Origin of the sequence: Streptomyces sp. NPDC051563 (genome assembly GCF_044454225.1) — a bacterium.
Taxonomy (GTDB): Bacteria; Actinomycetota; Actinomycetes; order Streptomycetales; family Streptomycetaceae; genus Streptomyces.
Genome location: NZ_JBITDL010000020.1, coordinates 83,341 through 102,688 on the forward strand (window position 1 = coordinate 83,341; position 19,348 = coordinate 102,688).

The following is a 19,348-nucleotide window of genomic DNA, read 5'->3' on the forward strand; positions in this document are numbered from 1 at the left end:
CCGGCCGGTAGCCCACGCCGACAGCACCTCCTGCGTCCAGGGCGGGCGGATGCGGTTCCATGTGGCGGCAGGCGACGGGGCCCGGTTCGCGGGCCGGGTGGTCGTCACGGACGCGGTGGCGGAGCGGGTCGTGGCCGAGGCGGCCTTCGCCGGGCCGGGCTGGACGCTCGACGTGCCGGGTACATGGCCGAGTTCGCTGTACGTCGCGTCCTTCCACGACGCCCGTCCCGAGGTCCCCGCACCCGGGCGGGACGCCGAGCACGAGGTGTGGTTCGTCGTCCGGGCGGCGCGGCCGGGTGGCTCTTCCACGGTGCTCGTGTCCGTGCCCTTCCCCACCTGGCGGGCCTACCACCGGGCCGGCGAGCCGGGCCGGAGCATCTACTACGCGGAGCAGCCCACCCGCGCGGCCCGGGTCCGTCTCGCCGCGCCGGGCGGCGGGCCGCCTCCGGAGCGGTGGGAGGAGCCGCTGCTGCGCTGGCTGCACCGGACCGGGCGCAGCGTCGAGTACTGCTCGGGATTCGACCTGCACGACGGCGCCGGGCTCCTGGCACCGTACCGGCTGCTGGTGGTGAACGGGCACGACGAGTACTGGACGGCGGAGATGCGCGACGCCGTCGAGGGCTTCGTGCGGCGCGGCGGGAACCTCGCCGTCTTCGCCGGGAACACCGCCTGGTGGCAGATCCGGCTGGAGGACGGCGGCCGCACGATGGTCTGCCACCGCGACGCCGCCGCCGACCCGGTGGCCGGCGCGGACCCGGCGCGCACGACCGTGGAGTGGTCCAGTTCCCCGGTCGACCGGCCGGAGAACTCCATGACGGGGGTCAGTTTCCGGCAGGGCGCCGGAGCATGGGGTGCGGGCATGGGCCTGATCGGCCGCGAAGAGTACACGGTCCGCTTCGCCGACCACTGGGTTTTCGAGGGCACCGGCCTGCGCGACGGGGACGCCTTCGCGCGCGGGGCCCTGGGCTACGAGACCGACGCGGCGGAGCTCGACTGGTCGACCGGGGTGCCGCGCGCCACGGGCCGGGACGGAACGCCCCGGTCCTTCGCCGTCCTCGCCACCGCCGACCTGCGGCACTGGCGGAGCTACGGCCAGGGCGGCTGGGCGACCATGGGGGTGTTCCGTGCCGGGGCCGGCACCGTTTTCAACGCCGCCACCATCAACTGGGGCCGCGCGCTGCACGATCCGGCGGTCGACCGGGTCACCCGCAACGTGCTCGACCGGCTTTCGGGCGCTGTCGCGGCCCCGGGCTGGCACACGGTCGGCCCGGCACCCCGCCTGAGGGCACTCACCGTGTGCGAGGGGCTGTTGTTCGCCGTCGCCGAGGACGGCCGGACCGTGCTCCACCGCGAGCCGTCCGAGCAGAACCTCCCGTGGACCCCGTGCCCGCCCGACGACGGCGATCCGTCGCCCGAGCTGCGCTGCCTGACCGCGCCGCGCGAGGCCTCCCACCCGATGCCGCTGGCGCTGCTGGCGGTGACCGGTGACGACCGGCTGGTGCACAGGGCCCCGGTGCCGGGGCCCGCTCCGTGGCTCCCGGCCGGCCGGGTTCCGGCGGGGACGACGGCCCTGGCGATGTGCGACAACAGCTTGTTCGCGGTGACTCCGCACGACGACACCCTGCACCAGCGCCCGGCGGGCGACTTCAACGCCCCGTGGCGGCGCCTGGGCCCCGCGGGCAAGGCCTCCGCGCTGGCCGTCCTCGGCGCCCGCCTCTACGCCGTGACCCCCGACGGCCTCCTCACCCGTCCGCCCGTCCTCACCGAAACCCCGTTCGCGCCGTCCGCACCCCCGGTCGCCTTCCCGGCGGCCAGGGCCCTGACGGCGTACGCGGGGCGCCTGCTGGCGGTGACGGAGGACGACCTGCTGATCAGTCACCCGGGAGCGCCGTAGCGGCCCCGGTCCCGGGCCTGCGGCCCGGGCCACGGGCCACGGGCCACGGGCCACGACATGGCCCCTACCGCTCCGTTTCCCCCGGGAAGCGGGACGCCACGGTGGTGCTCGCCCTTCTCATGCCTCTGGCGCGTGCGGTCTTCGACGCTGCGTCGGATCCGAGGAGGTCAAGGACTTCGCGGGCGAGGCCCGGCTGGGCGGAGGAGGCCAGGACACCCGCGCTGAACGTCGAGCTGATCGCCATATCACCGGGCAGCGGGCCGATGACGACGATGCCCGGCAGGTCCATCAGTTCGCTGTGCTGCTGAAAGGCCAGGTCGGCGCGGCCCGACGACAGCAGGGTGCCCGCAGGCACGCCGGGTGGTGCTTGGACAAGGCGGTCCCCGAGCCTGTCGGCGAGGTCCAGCCGGGCGATCAGATCGACGAGGGCCGTACCGCTGGGGCCGGTGGAGTAGGCGATCTTCTGCGCCGACAGCAGGGCGGTCCTCAGGTCCGATTCCGAGTCGAGCGGGGGAACCGGGGTTCCCTCGGGCACCGCGGCGACGACCTGGGAGACCCACAGCGGGCGCACCGTTCCCTCGACGAGGTGCCCTGCAGCCTCCAGGTCGGCCAGGGCGCCGTCGGCGAGGACGATCAGGTCGGCTCTCGCACCCTCGCGCACCTGCCGTGCGATCTCGACCCCGCCGGCGGACTCGAAGCGGACCGGTGTCCCGTGAGCGCGCCGGATGTAGTCGGAAAGGTCGGCCAGAACGAGCCGTGTGGCCATCGAGGACAGCCCGGAGATCTGCGGATTCACGTTTCCTCCTTGGTGTCCGGCAGATCGTACGGCGCCCGTTCGGGCGGCTCGACGCGGGTCTGCGAGACTGCCCGGGTGAGCACAACCCAGACCACCGCGGCCGGCAAGGTCCTCAAGGTCCTCTCGGCCTTCGACCATGAGCGCCCGTCGCAGACACTGTCTCAGATCGCCCAGCGCACGGGCCTGGCCCTGAGCACCACGCACCGGGTGGTGGCCGAGCTGGCGGAGGCAGGGGCGCTTGAGCGCGGGGAGGACGGGTCGTGGCACGTCGGCCTGAGGCTGTGGGAGATCGCCTCGGGATGCCCCCGTACGCAGATCCTGCGGGACGTGGCCCTGCCGTTCATGCAGGATCTTTACGAGGCGACGCACGAGAACATCCAGCTCGCGGTGCGCGAGGGGACCGAGCTGGTGTTCGTGGAACGGATCACCGGCCATCGGTCGGTGCAGCTGCTGACGACGGTCGGGAGCCGGTTTCCCATCGGCTCCACCGGGATGGGCCGGGTGCTGCTGGCGCACGCGCCCCGGGACATCCAGGAGGAGGTCCTCGCGTCCCCGCTGCGGGCCTGGACGCCGCACACCGTCATCGACCCGAAGATCCTGCGCGCGCAATTGGACCGCATCCGCCGCGAGCAGGTCTTCGTGAGCGACCGCCAGCTGTCGCAGGACACCGTCGCGGTGGCCGCGCCCGTCCGGATCGGCCGGACCGGGCCCGTCAACGCCGCTCTGGGAATCATCGTCGCGGTACGTGGTGCGAGCAGTGCGCTCGGGCTGCGCGAAGCGCTCCTGAGGGCCTCGTACGGGATCTCCGACGAGCTCGGCCGACGCGCCCGCACCACGGTCTGATCTTCGCCCCGGCTTCCGCCTGACGGAAACACCGGCGACCTGACGCCGCCCCGAGTGCCAACGTTCCGGGTGTCCGAACGTTCGCAGCCGCTCAGGAGACGCCATGAAGGACAACGCCGTGGACACCGTCGCCTCGGTTCCCGTCGCCGTCGTCGGTGCCGGTCCGGCCGGCCTGATGCTGGCCCACCTGCTCGGGCGCGCCGGGGTCGAGGCGATCGTGGTCGACACCCGTTCCCGGCGCGAGATCGAGTCGACGCAGCGGGCCGGGATCCTGGAGGCCGGCACGGGCCGGGACCTGGTCGAGACCGGAGTCGGCGACCGGATCCTGCGCGAGGGCCACGAACACGAGGGCATCGAGCTCCGCTTCGGCGGCCGACCGCACCGCATCCACTTCAAGGAGCTGGTGGGCGCCTCGACGTGGCTCTACCCGCAGACCGAGGTGTTCATCGATCTGGCCGACGCCCGGGCCCGCGACGGCGGGACGGTCCACTTCGGGATCAGGGACACCGAGGTCCTCGACGTCACCACCCGTGCTCCCCGGGTCCGCTTCTCCGCACCGGACGGCGCACGGCACGAGATCCGGGCCCGGTACGTCGTCGGCGCGGACGGCTCGCGCAGCATGTGCCGCGAGCTGGTGCCGCAGGAGCGGCGGGTGCGCTACGGCAAGGACTATTCCTACGCCTGGTTCGGGATCCTGGCCGAGGCCCCGGCCAGCGCGCCCGAGCTGGTCTACGCCCACTCCGAGCACGGCTTCGCCCTCATCAGCCGCCGCACCGATGCCGTGCAGCGGATGTACTTCCAGTGCGATCCCCACGAGTCCCCCGGTGACTGGCCGGACGACCGCATCTGGGAGACCCTCCAGGCCCGCGTCGCGGGCGAGGACGGCTTCCGCCTCCACGAGGGGCCGGTTCTGGAGAAGACCGTGCTGCGGTTCCGCTCGTTCGTACAGGAGCCGATGCGCTGGGGCTCCATGGCCCTGGCGGGCGACGCCGCGCACACGGTGCCGCCGACCGGCGCCCGCGGGCTCAACCTCGCGCTGCACGACGTGAAGGTGCTGGCCGACGTCCTGCTGCGGGCCCTGTCCGGCGGGGGCGACGCCGCGCTGGACGAGTACCAGCCGCGCGCCCTGCAGCGGGTCTGGCGGGCGCAGAACTTCTCCTCCTGGATGACGCGGCTGCTGCACACCGCGCCCGGCGCCACGCCGTTCGACCGGCGGCGTCAGCTCGGCGAACTCGACAACGTGGTGGGCACCCGCGCCGGGCGCGCCTACCTCGCCGAGCAGTACACGGGCTGGCCCTCCGGCTCACCGGCCTGATCACGACGGCCGACCGTCACGACCATCAGGAGCACACGCATGATCATCGACTGTCACGGTCACTTCACCACCGCACCGCCCCAGCTGGCGCAGTGGCGGGACCGGCAGGTGGCCGCGCTCGGCGTTCCCGAGGACGCCCCCGACCCGGCGGACCTGGTCGTCACCGACGAGGACCTGCGGGAGGCGATCGAGGGCAACCAGCTGCGGCTCATGGACGAACGCGGCTGCGACCTCACGGTCTTCTCCCCCCGGGCCAGCTTCATGGCCCACCACATCGGCGACTTCGCCGTCTCCTCGGCGTGGGCGCGGATCTGCAACGACCTGGTCCACCGGGTCAGCACGCTGTACCCCGCCCGCTTCGCGATGGGCGCGATGCTGCCGCAGTCGCCGGGGGCCGATCCCGCGACCTGCCTGCCGGAGCTGCGCCGTGCGGTCGAGGAACTCGGCGCGGTGACGGTCAACCTCAACCCCGACCCCTCGGGGGGCAGATGGACCGCGCCGCCCCTGACGGACCGCAGCTGGTACCCGCTCTACGAGGCGCTGACCGAGTACGACGTGCCGGCCATGATCCACGTCAGTACCTCGTGCAACCCGGCCTTCCACACCACAGGCGCCCACTACCTGAACGCCGACACCACGGCGTTCATGCAGCTGGTCCAGGGCGACCTGTTCGCGGACTTCCCGACCCTGCGGTTCGTGATCCCGCACGGCGGGGGTGCGGTGCCCTACCACTGGGGCCGGTTCCGCGGTCTGGCGATGGCGCTGGGCAGGCCGGATCCGGAGGCACTGCTGGACAACGTCTTCTTCGACACCTGCGTCTACCACCAGCCCGGCATCGACCTGCTCACCCGCGTGGTGCCCAGCCGATCCGTCCTGTTCGCCAGCGAGATGATCGGCGCGGTCCGCGACGTCGACCCGCGCACCGGCCACCACTTCGACGACACGAAGCGGTACGTCGACGCCACCCCGCACCTCTCCGACGAGGAACGCGGCGCCGTCTACAGCGGCAACGCCCTTCGCGTCTACCCCCGGCTCGCCGACCGTCTCGCCGCGGCCGGCCACTGAACTCCCAGGAGAACGCATGCAGCACACCGAGATCGGTGTCGTCCACACATCGATCACCCGCGCGGATCCCGAGGCCGTCGCCGCGCTGTCGGCCTTCGGTGTCGCCACGATCCACGAGGCCATGGGCCGGGTGGGGCTCATGCGCCCCTACCTGCGCCCCGTCTATCCCTCCGCCCGGCTGTGCGGCACCGCGGTGACCGTGCTGCTGCAGCCCGGCGACAACTGGATGCTCCACGTCGCCGCCGAGCAGATCCGGGCGGGCGACGTGGTCGTCGCGGCCTGTACGACCGAGAACGAGGACGGCTTCTTCGGCGATCTGCTCGCCACCTCGTTCCGCTCCCGGGGGTGCGCGGGCCTGGTCATCGACGGCGGGGTGCGCGACGTGGCCGACCTGGAGGAGATGGACTTCCCGGTCTTCGCCCGGGCGATCAACGCCAAGGGCGCGGTCAAGGCCACGCTCGGCTCGGTCAACGTCCCGGTGGTCTGCGCCAACGCCCTGGTCAGGCCCGGGGACGTCGTCGTCGCGGACCGAGACGGCGTCGTGGTGGTACCGCGCGAGCGGGCGGCCGAGGTCGCCGGGGCGGCTGCCCGGCGGGAGGCCAACGAGGAGGGCAAGCGGGCCCGGTTCCGTGCGGGTGAGCTCGGCCTCGACATGTACGGGATGCGCGGCCCGCTGGCCGATCTCGGGCTGCGGTACGAGGACTGAGGCGGACTGAGGATGACGACCTTCGAGAAGACCCCCGACTGGCTCGACTGGCACGCCGCCCCGAGCCGGCCCCGCTTTCAGGTGCCGCGGGGCGCCGTCGACACGCACTGCCACGTCTTCGGCCCCGGGGCGCGGTTCCCCTTCGCCCCCGAACGCAAGTACACCCCCTGTGACGCGTCCGCGGAGCAGCTCTTCGCGCTGCGCGACCACCTGGGCTTCACCCGCAACGTCGTGGTCCAGGCCACGTGCCACGGAGCCGACAACCGCGCCATGACCGACGCCCTGCGGGCCTCGGGCGGACTGGCCCGGGGCGTCGCCACGCTGCGGCCGGGCGTCTCGGACGCGGAGCTGCGGGAGCTGCACGACGCCGGCGTGCGCGGTGTGCGGTTCAACTTCGTCAAGCGGCTCGTCGACGCGGCGCCGCAACAGGATCTGCGGGACGTCGTGGAGCGGATCGCGCCCTACGGCTGGCACGTCGTCGTCTACTTCGAGGCGCCCGACCTCGCCGACCTGCGCGACTTCCTCCTCTCGATCCCGGTGCCGCTCGTCATCGACCACATGGGCCGGCCCGATGTCGCCAAGGAGGCGCACGGGCCCGAGTTCGAGGCGTTCTTGGACTTCATGCGGGCCAGGCCGGACATCTGGTGCAAGGTGACCTGCCCGGAACGCCTGTCGGTGAGCGGCCCGCCCGCCCTCGACGGGCAGCGGGACGCCTACCGCGATGTCGTTCCCTTCGCCCGTCGCGTGGTCGAGGAGTTCCCCGACCGGGTGCTGTGGGGCACCGACTGGCCGCACCCGAACCTCACCGGCCACATGCCGGACGACGGTCTGCTCGTCGACTTCGTCCCCCGCATCGCTGCGACCTCCGAACTGCAGCACAAGCTCCTCGTCGACAACCCGATGCGCCTGTACTGGCCGGACGTCCGCTGACCCACCTCACGTGAGGGCAACACCACCATGTCGCTGGACAAGACCTACCAACTGGTGCCGGGGACGACCGTCTTCGACGCCGAGCAGTCCGCCAAGGGCTACCACCTCAACCAGTTCTGCATGTCGCTCATGACCGCGGAGAACCGCGCGCTCTACCTCGCCGACGAGCGCGCGTACCTGAACGCGTGGCCCCTGCGCGAGGAGCAGCGGCAGGCCCTGCTCGACCGCGACCTCAACGCCGCGATACGCGAGGGCGGCAACATCTACTTCCTCGCCAAATGGGGTGCGACGCTCGGGCTGTCGTTCCAGCAGATGGCGGGCTCGATGACCGGCATGACCGAGACGGAGTACCGCGCCATGATGGTCGGCGGCGGCCGCCCCGCCGAGGGCAACCGCCTCGACCACGCCGTCCTCGAAGCCGCGTACGCCGACCCGGCGGCGCCGCAGGAGCGCGCCACGATCACCGGCGCGGTCTTCACCTCGCACGTGCCGGCCATCGGCGCGGCGATGGACCACCACAAGACCGGCGAACCGTACTGGAGTCCCGTCTTCGAGGGCTACGAGTTCTCCAAGCGGTGGGAGCGGGACAACCTCCCCGACGTGATCTTCCTCGTCTACAACGACCACGCCACCACCTTCGACCTGTCGCTGATCCCGACGTTCGCGCTCGGTACCGGCGCGGCCTACTCCACCGCCGACGAGGGTTACGGACCGCGCCCCGTCCCCGGCATCGAAGGCGATCCCGACCTGGCCGCGCACATCGCGCACTCGCTCATCAGGGACGACTTCGACCTCACGCTCGTCAACGAGATGACCGTGGACCACGGCCTGACCGTCCCGCTGTCCCTGATGTTCGGGGACGTCGAGGAATGGCCCTGCAAGGTGATCCCGTTCCACGTCAACGTGGTGCAGTACCCCGTACCGTCCGGCGCCAGGTGCTTCGCGCTCGGCCGGGCCCTGCGCAGGGCGATCGAGTCCTACGACAAGCCGTTGAAGGTCCAGGTGTGGGGCACCGGCGGCATGAGCCACCAGCTCCAGGGTCCCCGGGCCGGCCTCATCAACCGGGAATGGGACAACGCCTTCCTCGACAGGCTCGTCCGGGACCCGGCCGGGCTGTCGCGGCTGCCACACCTGGAGTACGTGGATGCGGCGGGGGCGGAGGGCATCGAGCTGGTCATGTGGCTGATCGCCCGCGGCGCGATGAGCGACCTCGACGACGCCGGCGGGACCGACGGCCCGGGCGAGATCGAGGTCAAGCACCGCTTCTACCACGTGCCGGCGTCCAACACCGCCGTCGGCCACCTGATCCTGGAGAACCACCCGCGGGCCCAGGAGCCCGCCGTGAAGGAGTGAGCATGTCTGACGACCGGACCATCCGGATCGCCCTCGCCGGAGGCGGCGCCTTCGGTGCCAAGCACGCGGCGGCGCTGAAGAGGATCAAGGGGGTCGAGGTGGCCGCCGTGGTGAGCGACACGCTCGACAACGCCCGGGCGTTCGCCGCGGAGCAGGGCGTCGGGCGCGGTGTCGGGACCCTGGAGGAGGTGCTGGCGATGGACGAGATCGACGCCGTCATCCTGGCCACCCCCACACCGATGCACGCCGCGCAGACCCTGGCCTGCCTCGACGCGGGCAAGCACGTCCAGGTCGAGATCCCGCTGGCCTCCTCCCTGGAGGATGCCGAGGCCTGCCTGGAGGCGCAGCAGCGCACCGGACTCGTCGCGATGGTGGGGCACACCCGGCGCTTCAACCCCAGCCACCAGTGGGTCCGGCAGCGGATCCGGGCCGGGGAGTACCGGATCCAGCAGATGGACGTGCAGACCTACTTCTTCCGCCGCAGCAACCTCAACGCCCTCGGCCAGGCCCGCTCCTGGACCGACCACCTGCTGTGGCACCACGCCGCGCACACCGTCGACCTGTTCGCGTACCAGACCGGCTCGCCCATCGTGCAGGCCAACGCGATCCAGGGCCCGATCCATCCGGAGCTCGGCATCGCGATGGACATGTCGATCCAGCTGCGGGCCGAGAACGGTGCCATCTGCACGCTGTCGCTGTCGTTCAACAACGACGGTCCGCTCGGCACCTTCTTCCGCTACATCGGGGACACCGGCACCTACGTCGCACGGTACGACGACCTGGTCACCGCCAAGGACGAACCGATCGACGTGACGGGGATCGACGTCTCGCTGGACGGCATCGAACTGCAGGACCGCGAGTTCGTCGCCGCCATCCGCGAGGGCCGCGAGCCGAACGCCTCCATCGCGCAGGTGATGCCGTGCTACCGGACCCTGGCAGCCCTCGAACAACAGCTCAACGCCTTCACGGCCTCGTGAGTTCTCCTCCGGCCGGGCCCCGGGGGCCCGGCCGGAGGCGCATCCGGAGACGCTGACACGGCCGATGCCCGGGCCGCCCCCGCTGTCGGACAGCGAGGGCGGCCCGGGCATCGGCCTTCGTGCTTCGTGCTCCGTGTCAGGCGTCGGGGGCGGCGTGGACCCGCCGGCCGCCGACGAACGTCTGCTGCACCTTGGCGTGCGCGATCTCGTCCACCGGCCGGGAGAAGATGTCCCGGTCGAGGACGGCGAGGTCCGCCAGAGCCCCGGGGGCGATCGTGCCGGTGTCGTCCAGGTGGTTCACGTACGCGCTGCCCGCGGTGTAGGCCGTCAGGGCCTCGTTCAGGGTGATGCGCTGCTCGGGGAGGAACACCGGCCGGCTGGAGCCCGGGTCCCTGCGGTTGACCGCGTTGTGGAGGGCGGCGAGCGGGTCGGGGCTGCTCACCGGCCAGTCGCTGCCCGCGGCCAAGGCGGCGCCGCTGCGCACGAGGTCCGCGAAGGGGTACTGGCGGACGGCCCGTTCCGGCCCGAGGTACGGGATGGTCAGCTCGTCCATCTGCGGTTCGTGCGTGGCCCACAGGGCTTGGATGTTGGCGGTCGCCCCCAGCGTGCGGAACCGCGGTACGTCGGCCTCGTCCACGACCTGGAGGTGGGCCAGGTGGTGCCGGTTGCCGAGGTGCCCGTTGGCCGCGATCGCGGCTTCGACCGCATCCAGGGCCTCCCGTACGGCCCGGTCGCCGAGCGCGTGGAAGTGCACCTGGAAGCCTTCGCGGTCCAGCCGGGTCACGATCTGCGCGAGTTCGGCCGGCTCGATGAAGGACAGGCCGGCGTTGGCGGACGCGCAGCCGCAGGCCGTGAGGTAGGGACCCAGCAGGGCGGCGGTCCCGTTCTCGGCGATGCCGTCCTGCATGATCTTGACCGTGTGTGCCTTGATCCGGCCCACGGTGAAGGTGTCGCGGCGCGCGAGCAGCCCTTCGACCTGCTCCAGGCCGGCTTCCCGGTCCCACCACAGGGCGCCGCGGACCCGTGCGGTCAGCAGTCCGTCCAGGGCGGCGCGCCGGTAGGCGGGGGCGGCGTCCGCCGTGGAGGCGTGCTCGCCCAGCAGGGCGTCCTGCCACGCCGTGATGCCGTGGGAGTGCAGCACTTCCTGTGCGCGCAGCAGACCCGTGAGCTGCTCGTCGAGGGTGACGCGCGGTACGTGGCGTGCGACCAGTTCCATGGCTCCCTCCTGCAGGACGCCGCTGGGCTCCCCGTCGCTCCCGCGCTCGATGCGGCCGTCGGAGGGATCGGGGGTCAGCCGGGTCACGCCGGCCAGTTCCAGGGCCAGGGTGTTGACCCAGGCACCGTGGTGATCGCGGTTGACGAGGTACACCGGCCGGTCCGGCACGGCGGCGTCCAGCAGCTTCCTGTCCGGGACGCCCCCGGGGAAGGCCTCCATCGACCAGCCGCCGCCGGTGACCCACGGGCGGTCGGGGTGGGCGTCGGCCCACGTCCTGATCCGGTCCAGGTAGCCGGACGCGTCGGCGCCGCTCAGGTCGCACTGTCCCAGCTCCACGCCCGCGCCCACCGGGTGGACGTGCGCGTCCTGGAAGCCGGGAACCAGCAGCCGCCCGCGCAGGTCGACCACTTCGGTGCCCGGACCGATCAGGTCGTGGACCTCGTCGTGTCCGACGGCGACGATCCTCTCCCCCCGGACTGCGACCGAGGTGGCGAACGGCCGCGTGGGGTCCACCGTATGGACCGGTCCCCCGGTGAAGACGAGATCGGCGTGGTGCTCGGACATGGAGTGCTCCAGAGGTTCTAGGAAAAGGGGCCGGCGGGCACGGAGCCCGCCGGCCTGGGAGGGTCCGCCCGTCAGGCGAGCGGGCTGGGCAGGGCGGACGGGTCGGCGCCGTCCATCGGCAGCGCGATGGCGTCCGCGTCGGTGCCCCGGCCCGTCGAGAAGTACGGGGACCTCCGGTACCACTTGGCCACCGCCGCGGCGACCAGGCCGCTGCCGACGAACAGGGCGGGGATCAGCAGCATGAACCAGCCGTTGTCGGGCCGGGCCTCGAAGTGGTCGCTCATGGTCGCGTACTGGTACGCGAGGAAGCCGCCCAGGCCGAACAGGGCGAGCGCGCTCACCGCCGGAATCACGACGGACCGCAGCGCCTCCAGAGGCCCTTCGCGCAGTGCGCCCCGGAACCGTACGGCGCAGGCCACCGCCGTGAGCCCGTAGTAGAAGGCCACGACCAGACCGATCGAGTTGACCGCGGTGAGGATCATCAGGCTGATCTTCGGGATGCCGATGGCGAGCACCGCGACGCCCGTCGCCATCGCCATGATGATCACCGTGGCGGTCGCGGGAGAGCCGAAGCGGGGGTTGATCCGGGTCCAGGCCCGCCCGAGCGTGCGGTCCCGGCCCATGGCCAGGGCGCCGCGCGCGGTGGGGATGACGCTGGACTGGAGGGAGGCGAAGGCCGAACACATCAGCGCGGCCAGCGGCAGCGAGGCCCAGGGCTCGGCCGCGAGTTCCGACCCGAGGTAGGTCAGTGCCTGGGGTCCCTGCGCCACCAGCGTCTCGGCGTCCATCACCCGCTGGAAGGATATGGCGGCGAACACGAGCAGCCCCAGCATCGCGAAGAGGGCGATCAGTCCGCCCCGCCCGGCGTCCGAGGCGTTGCGCGTCTCCTCGTTGACGGTGAAGGCGGCGTCCCAGCCCCAGAACACGAACACCGCCAGGACCAGTCCCTGGGCCAGGGACTGGAAGGAGCCGATGGCGAAGGGGTTGAACCAGTCGAACGAGAACCCCTGGCGGCCGGAGACCAGCGCCCAGCCGCAGAAGCCCAGCAGCACCGCGTACTCGAAGGCCAGCAGGACCCACTGGAAGCGGGTCGCCGACCGGACGCCCGTCACCGCGGTCACGGTCACGGCGACGAGCACCACCAGTCCCAGGACGGTGCTCACACCGGTGGAGGTCGGATCGAGCGCGATGCCGAGAAGCGTGTGCCATCCCGCCTTGTTGGCGAACTGCAGCATCACCATGCCGGTGATGGCGCTGGTGTAGGCCATGAACACGACATTGGCGACCAGGACCACCCAGCCGGTCAGGAAGCCCAGCCACGGGCTCAGCGACCTGCCGACCCAGGTGTAGCCGTTGCCGCAGTTGGGCTCCGTCCTGTTCAGCCGGGAGTACGACAGTGCGATGCCCAGGATCGGAAGGAAGGCCAGCAGGAGCAGCCCGGGCGTCTGCCTGCCCGCGTAGACGGCCATCGCGCCCATCCCGATGCCGATGCTGGTCGTCGCCGCCGTACTGGAGGCCGCGATCGCGATCCCGTCCCGCACGCCGAGCGTGCGCCGCATCCCGGCCGACGGGTGTCTGTGCTCAGCAGAAAGGTCCATGCCGCTCCTAGAAAGGGGGTGCGAGCCGCGCGACGCGGCAGGCGGTGAACGGAGGGTGTGCGGCGATGAAACCTTCCTGCCATACTTACGTCAATACGTTGTCATAAGCAGCCCGCCCCGAAGGAGCCGTCATGGCCGCTGCACGCATTCCTGCCGAACGCCGACGGCGGCGGCCCACCCTGAGCGGGGCCGTACTGAGCGCGGAGGCCATCACCACGGCCGCGCTGGCCCTCATCGAAGCGCCCGGCGGCAACGCCCTCACCGTGCGCGGCCTGGGTACGGCTCTCGGCTGCGACCCCAGCGCCGTCTACCGGTACTTCCCGGACACCGACGCGGTGCTCCTGTCCGCCGCGGACCGCCTGATCCACGATTCCCTGCAGGGCTTCGAGCCGGGGACCAGCTGGCAGGACGACCTCCGGAACTTCGCGCACCGACTGCACCGTTCGATGCTGACCCACCCCAGACTCGCGGCCGTACGGGCCTGCCGCGTCACCGCCGGACCGGCCGAGGCCCGTGCGGTCGACACCGGAATCGGAATCCTGCTCCGCGCGGGGTTCGAGCCCGGCCAGGCCGTACGCCACTACCGCATGTTCGTCGACACCGTTCTGGCCCAGGCCGCTGTCGACGCGGCGGTACTCAACCTCGACGAGCAGCGGCGCGAGCAGCAGGGCAGGGCATGGAGCGAGTACCACGCCGGCCTCCCGGCCGAGGAGTACCCCCACCTGAACGCCGTCCGCGACCACCTGTCGACGATGAGCGAACCCACTTTCCCCGACATCCTCGAGACCATGATCGACCGGTTCACTTCGCTCTCGGACAGGCCCCTCCGGGCGCCGAGCGGCGGGACGTCCTGAACATCCCGCTGGTCGACGAGTTCGTTCAGCTCGGCCAGCGAGTCGACCTCTGGCACCGGGGTGAAGTGGTTCCGGCGGAAGAACCCGATCCTCCCCTCCGCTCCGCCCTCCTCGTGGGCGCCCCCGCTGCCAGGCCGGCAGTCGAAGCTCTCGATCGCAAAGTACGACCGGAACACGATCCACCGGTCGGCCCGCGCCCCGCCCCGGCTCAACGCCAGCACCCGGGCGACGGCGGCCTCCATGCCGGGGTGGTGGGTCTGCGGACGGGCTCGCTCTCCGAAGGCAGAGGGGCAAGGTAGCCCTCGGCATCGAGGGCCGCTGCACAGGCGGTGCCGGCGGGGACGATGGCCCCTGCGGTAGGTAGGTCGGCCGGTGTCTTCGCCAGCGGCGAAAGCACCGGGGAGGCTTGTCAGCTGATCTTGCTGGCGGTCCCTGTCAGCAGGGTGCCGGTATAGCCACGTGCGGCCTCTCACCGCGGAACAATGTCGGTGAGGGGCTGCACGTGAGGGTGTGAGGGCTACTTCCTGACGGTGACGTCGATCTTCTGCGCGTCGGTGAGGACTTCGGAGTATCGGCTGGGCTCCTTGGCGCTGTAGGGCCAGTAGTAGCCGCCGTCCTTGTAGGTACCGCTGAGGGTCAGCTCGAAGTCGCCGGACGGTACTTCCCAGACGGCGGTGATTTCGGTGTGGCCGTCGATCGCCCGGTGGAAGGAGTGGTCGGCGATCAGACGGTGGCCGGAGCTCTGCACCAGCTTGATCCGCCCGCTGGCCCAGCCGTTGTCCCTCCACGACGTGTTCGCCCAGTTCAGCGCCCATGCGTCGAGGCCCCAGACCGCCTTGACGTGGTAGACGTCGCGTTCCTCGTTGTAGTGCACGGTCGCTTCAAGGGTGTGGTCCAGGCGGGACCAGCCGCCCTCGCCGAGGGCGGTGAAGCTCTTCTTGCTGCGGCGGGCGGTGATCTCCGGGCCGGGCTCGGCCGGCGGCGGGGGCGGAGGCAGGGTCTCCAGCGAGATGCCGGTGTAGGCGAGCAGCAGGCGGCCTCGTTCCGGGTCGCCGCTCTGGTGGAGGACGGCGGCGCTCGGAGGCAACCGGGACTCGACTGGCAGGATGAACTCGCCCGACCATGTGGTGCTGTCGTAGACCTGGTAGCCGACCCGCTCCACGATGTGGGTGAACGTCTCCTCGACGGGCTCGCCCCGCCTCAGCTGGTGCAGGATGTCCACGGCAGGGTCGAGCGGGAAGTTTTCCCGGATCTGTTCGAGGGTGCGGTCGAAGAACACCATGGCGTTGCGTGCCAAGGCAGCGGTCAACTCGGCGTAGGTGATGCAGGGAGTGCGGCCGTCAGTCAGCTTGATGTCCAGCGCGGCGGCTTTGGCGAGGAGGGCGTCGACGGCATCGTCGGAGCGGAGGGGCTGGGGGGCCTCGACGGTGTAGAAGGTGTAGATCTTGCCGTCGTACACCACCGAGCTCGGCGCGGACTGGCTTGTGCCCGTCCCCGGGCTGTCAGGGGCCACCGCCCATTCCCCGCCGTCGGGCTTGATCCAGTGCTTGAGGTGGTCGCTCTCGGCGCGGATCAGGTGCAGGGCCCCGGCATGGGACACCAGAGAGAGGCGGGCGTCGTTCATTTCGCTTCGTGCCTGCTCCTCCTCCCAGGTCCATTCCTGCTCCGAGTCCGGGACCTTGACGCGGGGGTAGGAGACTTTCCCGTCCTTGACGGTGGCGTGGTACAGGCCGTGGATGCCGTCACGGTGGACGACGTGGATGTCCCCGTCGTGGGCGGTGAAGCCCGGCATCGTCGCGCTTTCCAGCGGCCGCGACCGGAGTTCTCCGTCGGAACCCGTCGGCATGAGATCGCGTGACGTCCACTTCCCAGAAGCGTCCCGGACCGCCTCACGCAGCAGCCGGCTCTCACCGGCGGCGTAGAAGACGTGCAGGTTCCCCTGGTGGGAGACCACTTCGGGGGCCCGGTGAGTGACGCTGGAGACCGGGCCGCTGTCCGACCAGCCCTTGCCCGGAGTGAACTGGCGCACGTGCAGGCTGCCGTCCGCGTCCGCCTTGTAGACGAGGTGAATGCTGCCCTCGTGCTCGACGACGCGGGGGAACCACGTCTCGCCCGCCAGCTCTCCGTACAGCTCCTGCTTCAGCCAGCCGCCTCCCTCCGTACCGGCCGTGTCCGTCGCGAAGTTCTCCGGCGCCTGACCCTCCGGCTTCGCCCCGTCGTCACGGGATATGAACGTCGTCTGCCAGATACCGCGGCGTTCCACCTGCTTCAACATGCGCTGCCTGCCTCCATAGGTCGGTGTCCACAAACACAGAGGGCAGACACGGTCCGCGACCACCCGAATACGCCACGCTAGGTAGCGATCGGTGCAAGCGAGAGAGAGTTTTCAGACGACTCCCATGGCCGTTGGCCGATCCTTGCTCAGCACGACAGCCCAGGCAGAGGCATACGCGCCTCAACCGTCGCCAACCCGATCCCATGCGATCCGGTTCGGACAAGAGCGGGCAGCAGGGCCACTGTGCGTGAGCGGTCCGAGTCCCTCCCACCGAACCCCTGGCGGCCTCGCCAACAACCGGAGCATCCGTAATCGAGCATGATCCCAACCCGGCGACCGGTGATCAGCGATGGCGGATCAGCGGCCGACTGCGCATCAAAGTAGCCAAACGCAGGGACTTCGGCCGGCTCAACGACGAACAGCGCGAACGCCTCAGCGTGCTCGGCGTGAACGCCACACCGGCCGCAAGACCGCCGCGAAGGCACCTGCGACCTCCACGTCCGGGCGGGGCGCAGCTACCTTCCGGGCGGGTATCCAGCCCCTCGCGCAATACCGGGGCCGGGAGGGCGGCGGTCTGCCGGGGCGCGGCCACGTCGAACTCCTTCCCGGCGGCGGTGAGCACCGGAGGGGGTGTGGATCGCGAACCAGAAACAACGCCGCGACCGGTTCGATACCGGGCAGCTCGCCCAGCTCGCCGAACTCGGCGTCGAATGGGCCCAGTAGAACGGTAGGGATCTGTACCAGACTGTCCAGCAAGAACGTGGCAACTTGTCAACACCACAACCGTCCGAGCCCGTCAACAGCCCAAACGACGCACCACGCTCAGTGACAACACACCACTCCCCCAGTCGACAAGCCGCAGATTCGCAACCGCCGCCCCGTCGTCCCGGCAACCGGGAAATCCGACGGAGCGGACGGTTCGTGCGCCCGGCGACGACCGTCCGCGACTATCGGCGGCTGCACTGGCTCGGGAGGGCGGGCCCCTGTGTTCTGCAGGTGACTCTGGGACTTTGGGCCCAAAAATCCAGGCAAAGAGCCGACTAGCACCGGATTCACACCTGCCTCGCCACCTGGGGTTTCAGGCGGCAGGACCTTTGGCAGGGCTCCTTTCCGACCCCTCGGAGGGGCGCAACCAACCACACCAAATGTCCGTCTTGTCTGGTGTGCCGGGAACGAACCTGGCCCGTTCAGGAGGAACCCCATGCGCAAGGCGCTTACCTTCTCGGCGATCGCTCTCGCCTCGTCGATGGCCCTGGCCGTCCCGACCGCCGCGTTCGCTGCCGATGCCACCCCGACCGTGCAGAGCAGCGCGAGCGCCGACGTCACGACGGCCCCGGTGGGCCTGGAGCTGTCGGCCTCCTCTGGCAAACCGGGGGACTCCGTTCAGATATCGATGCAGGTCCCGGACGGCTCGACTGGCCTGTCGATCTCCTCCGAGGCCCTGGACAACGTCACGATGACCGACGGACGAGGCGCCACCGCCACCATCGCCCACGTCACCGACGGCGACTACGGCATCGGCCTCACCGGCACCGGCCCCGACGGCAACAAAATCCAGGCCACCGCCAACATCACCGTCAAGAACGGTACGGTCACCCCGAAGCCCACCCCGCCCCCGGCCACCGCCAAGCTCAACCTGTCCCAGGACCACGGCAAGCCCGGCGACAAAATCCAGATGTCCATGGACATCCCCGACGGCTCGACCGGCCTGACGATCTCCTCCGAAGCCCTGGACAACGTCACAATGACCGACGGACGAGGCGCCACCGCAATCATCGCCCACGTCACCGACGGCACCTACAGCGTCTCGCTCACCGGTACCGGCCCCGACGGCAACAAGATCCACGCCACCGCTCAGATCACCGTCGCCGCCGGCAAGCCCGCCCCGAAGCCGACCCCAGTCGACCCCGGTCACTACAAGACCCCCAAGGGTTCCGTGAACACCGGCCAGGCCCCGCTCGGCTGGCTCCCCTCGGACGCCGCGAACCATGGCTGAGCAGTCCACCCCCGAACGCGCCCCCCGCCGGAGCGGCCGCGCCCTGCGCGTGGCCGCCCTGGCGGGCGCCGCCGGCCTCACGGCCTTCCTCATCACATCCTGCAGCTCCGGCGGTGACACCGGCGCGGCCAAGAACGACCCGGCCGCCGCCAAGAACGCCTCCGTGCTGAACGCCTCCGTCCCGGACCGCATCGTGATCCCGGACATCAAGGTCGACGCCCCGCTCGACACCGTCGGACTCGACGCCCAGGGCACCATGCAGGAGCCCGACTTCGCCAAGCCCAAGGACGCAGCCTGGTACAAGGACGGCCCGACCCCCGGGGAGAAGGGCGCGGCCGCCGTCGTCGGGCACATGGACACCCCCCAGGCACCCGAGGCCGTCTTCTACAACCTCAAGAAACTCAAGAAGGACGAGAAGATCGAGGTCCACCGCGACGACGGCTCCACCGCCGTCTTCGCCGTCGACGAGATCGACACCTTCAAGAAGGACCAGTTCCCCACCGACAAGGTCTACGGCGACACCCACGGCAAAGCCGAACTCCGCGTCATCACCTGCGGAGGCAACCTCACCAAGGACCGCCACTGGGACTCCAACGTGGTCGTCTTCGCGCACCTCGTCGGCAAGGAATAGCACCAGCGGCGGGTCGGGCCCGGGGGCTCGACCCGTGCTTCTGATGCGTGTTCAGGAGCGAGCGGGTCAGTGACCGTGGAGGGGTCGGGATCTGGGTGAGGGCGCCGTCCAGGGCGTTCATCAGCTCGGCGGTCGGGGCCACGGCTAGCCTGATCGTGGCCGCCAGGCCGGTCCGTGCGGGGCCCGTGCGGGCCGTCGTACGGGTGTCGGTCGGCACGGTGGGTCCTGCTTGCCGGTGGCGTGCGGGTAGGAGCGGGCCGGGGCCCGCGTACGCCGCTCGCGCACAGGGAGAAGGCGCAGGGGGAGGGTGCCGGGGCCCGGGCCAAAGGGGTCGC

The 19,348-nt window shown here is 71.0% G+C and carries 15 protein-coding genes; 11 read left to right on the forward strand and 4 right to left on the reverse strand.

Annotated elements, in window-relative coordinates; all coding sequences use genetic code 11:
* Positions 1-49: 49 nt before the first annotated feature.
* Positions 50-1,894, forward strand: a complete 1,845-nt coding sequence (locus ACIA8F_RS24250) for a N,N-dimethylformamidase beta subunit family domain-containing protein (protein ID WP_399381740.1) — start codon at positions 50-52, stop codon at positions 1,892-1,894.
* A 64-nt stretch (positions 1,895-1,958) separates the two neighbouring features.
* On the opposite strand, the gene ACIA8F_RS24255 is transcribed toward ACIA8F_RS24250, so the two are convergent.
* Entirely contained in the window at positions 1,959-2,690 is a 732-nt protein-coding gene (locus ACIA8F_RS24255; RefSeq protein ID WP_399381742.1) for a substrate-binding domain-containing protein, read from the reverse strand.
* Positions 2,691-2,765: 75 nt separating this feature from the next.
* Between ACIA8F_RS24255 and ACIA8F_RS24260 the strand changes: the two genes are divergently transcribed.
* The 7 genes from ACIA8F_RS24260 to ACIA8F_RS24290 all read left to right on the forward strand — a co-directional run bounded on the left by ACIA8F_RS24260 (position 2,766) and on the right by ACIA8F_RS24290 (position 9,879).
* Entirely contained in the window at positions 2,766-3,533 is a 768-nt protein-coding gene (locus ACIA8F_RS24260; protein WP_399381744.1) for an IclR family transcriptional regulator, read from the forward strand.
* Between the two features lie 103 nt (positions 3,534-3,636).
* On the forward strand, positions 3,637-4,848 hold the full coding sequence (locus tag ACIA8F_RS24265; RefSeq protein WP_399381745.1) for a 4-hydroxybenzoate 3-monooxygenase: 1,212 nt from the start codon (positions 3,637-3,639) through the stop codon (positions 4,846-4,848).
* Between the two features lie 39 nt (positions 4,849-4,887).
* Complete coding sequence (locus tag ACIA8F_RS24270; protein WP_399381746.1) at positions 4,888-5,913, forward strand: amidohydrolase family protein; 1,026 nt, start codon at positions 4,888-4,890, stop codon at positions 5,911-5,913.
* A 16-nt stretch (positions 5,914-5,929) separates the two neighbouring features.
* Positions 5,930-6,619: a 4-carboxy-4-hydroxy-2-oxoadipate aldolase/oxaloacetate decarboxylase gene (gene ligK / locus ACIA8F_RS24275; RefSeq protein ID WP_399381748.1), complete on the forward strand. Its 690-nt coding sequence runs from the start codon at positions 5,930-5,932 to the stop codon at positions 6,617-6,619.
* Between the two features lie 12 nt (positions 6,620-6,631).
* On the forward strand, positions 6,632-7,549 hold the full coding sequence (locus ACIA8F_RS24280) for an amidohydrolase family protein (protein ID WP_399381749.1): 918 nt from the start codon (positions 6,632-6,634) through the stop codon (positions 7,547-7,549).
* Positions 7,550-7,576: 27 nt separating this feature from the next.
* On the forward strand, positions 7,577-8,902 hold the full coding sequence (gene ligA, locus ACIA8F_RS24285) for a protocatechuate 4,5-dioxygenase subunit alpha (protein ID WP_399381750.1): 1,326 nt from the start codon (positions 7,577-7,579) through the stop codon (positions 8,900-8,902).
* Between the two features lie 2 nt (positions 8,903-8,904).
* The gene (locus ACIA8F_RS24290; protein ID WP_399381751.1) at positions 8,905-9,879 is read left to right on the forward strand and encodes a Gfo/Idh/MocA family oxidoreductase; all 975 of its coding nucleotides are present in this window, start codon (positions 8,905-8,907) and stop codon (positions 9,877-9,879) included.
* Between the two features lie 136 nt (positions 9,880-10,015).
* On the opposite strand, the gene ACIA8F_RS24295 is transcribed toward ACIA8F_RS24290, so the two are convergent.
* Both ACIA8F_RS24295 and ACIA8F_RS24300 read right to left on the reverse strand, forming a co-directional pair.
* Positions 10,016-11,659, reverse strand: a complete 1,644-nt coding sequence (locus ACIA8F_RS24295; RefSeq protein ID WP_399381752.1) for an amidohydrolase — start codon at positions 11,657-11,659, stop codon at positions 10,016-10,018.
* A 71-nt stretch (positions 11,660-11,730) separates the two neighbouring features.
* A complete protein-coding gene (locus tag ACIA8F_RS24300; RefSeq protein WP_399381754.1) occupies positions 11,731-13,257 on the reverse strand; it encodes an APC family permease in 1,527 nt (508 codons plus the stop codon).
* 131 nt (positions 13,258-13,388) lie between these two features.
* Here ACIA8F_RS24300 and ACIA8F_RS24305 point away from each other — a divergent pair, with 131 nt between their 5' ends.
* Positions 13,389-14,111, forward strand: a complete 723-nt coding sequence (locus ACIA8F_RS24305) for a TetR/AcrR family transcriptional regulator (protein ID WP_399381756.1) — start codon at positions 13,389-13,391, stop codon at positions 14,109-14,111.
* 517 nt (positions 14,112-14,628) lie between these two features.
* Here ACIA8F_RS24305 and ACIA8F_RS24310 read toward each other — a convergent pair.
* Positions 14,629-16,386, reverse strand: a complete 1,758-nt coding sequence (locus tag ACIA8F_RS24310) for a hypothetical protein (RefSeq protein WP_399381758.1) — start codon at positions 16,384-16,386, stop codon at positions 14,629-14,631.
* Positions 16,387-17,587: 1,201 nt separating this feature from the next.
* Between ACIA8F_RS24310 and ACIA8F_RS24315 the strand changes: the two genes are divergently transcribed.
* Both ACIA8F_RS24315 and ACIA8F_RS24320 read left to right on the forward strand, forming a co-directional pair.
* Positions 17,588-18,382, forward strand: a complete 795-nt coding sequence (locus ACIA8F_RS24315) for a hypothetical protein (RefSeq protein ID WP_399381760.1) — start codon at positions 17,588-17,590, stop codon at positions 18,380-18,382.
* Positions 18,375-19,013, forward strand: a complete 639-nt coding sequence (locus ACIA8F_RS24320; RefSeq protein WP_399381762.1) for a class F sortase — start codon at positions 18,375-18,377, stop codon at positions 19,011-19,013. The genes ACIA8F_RS24315 and ACIA8F_RS24320 overlap by 8 nt, the downstream gene beginning before the upstream one ends.
* Positions 19,014-19,348: the final 335 nt, after the last annotated feature.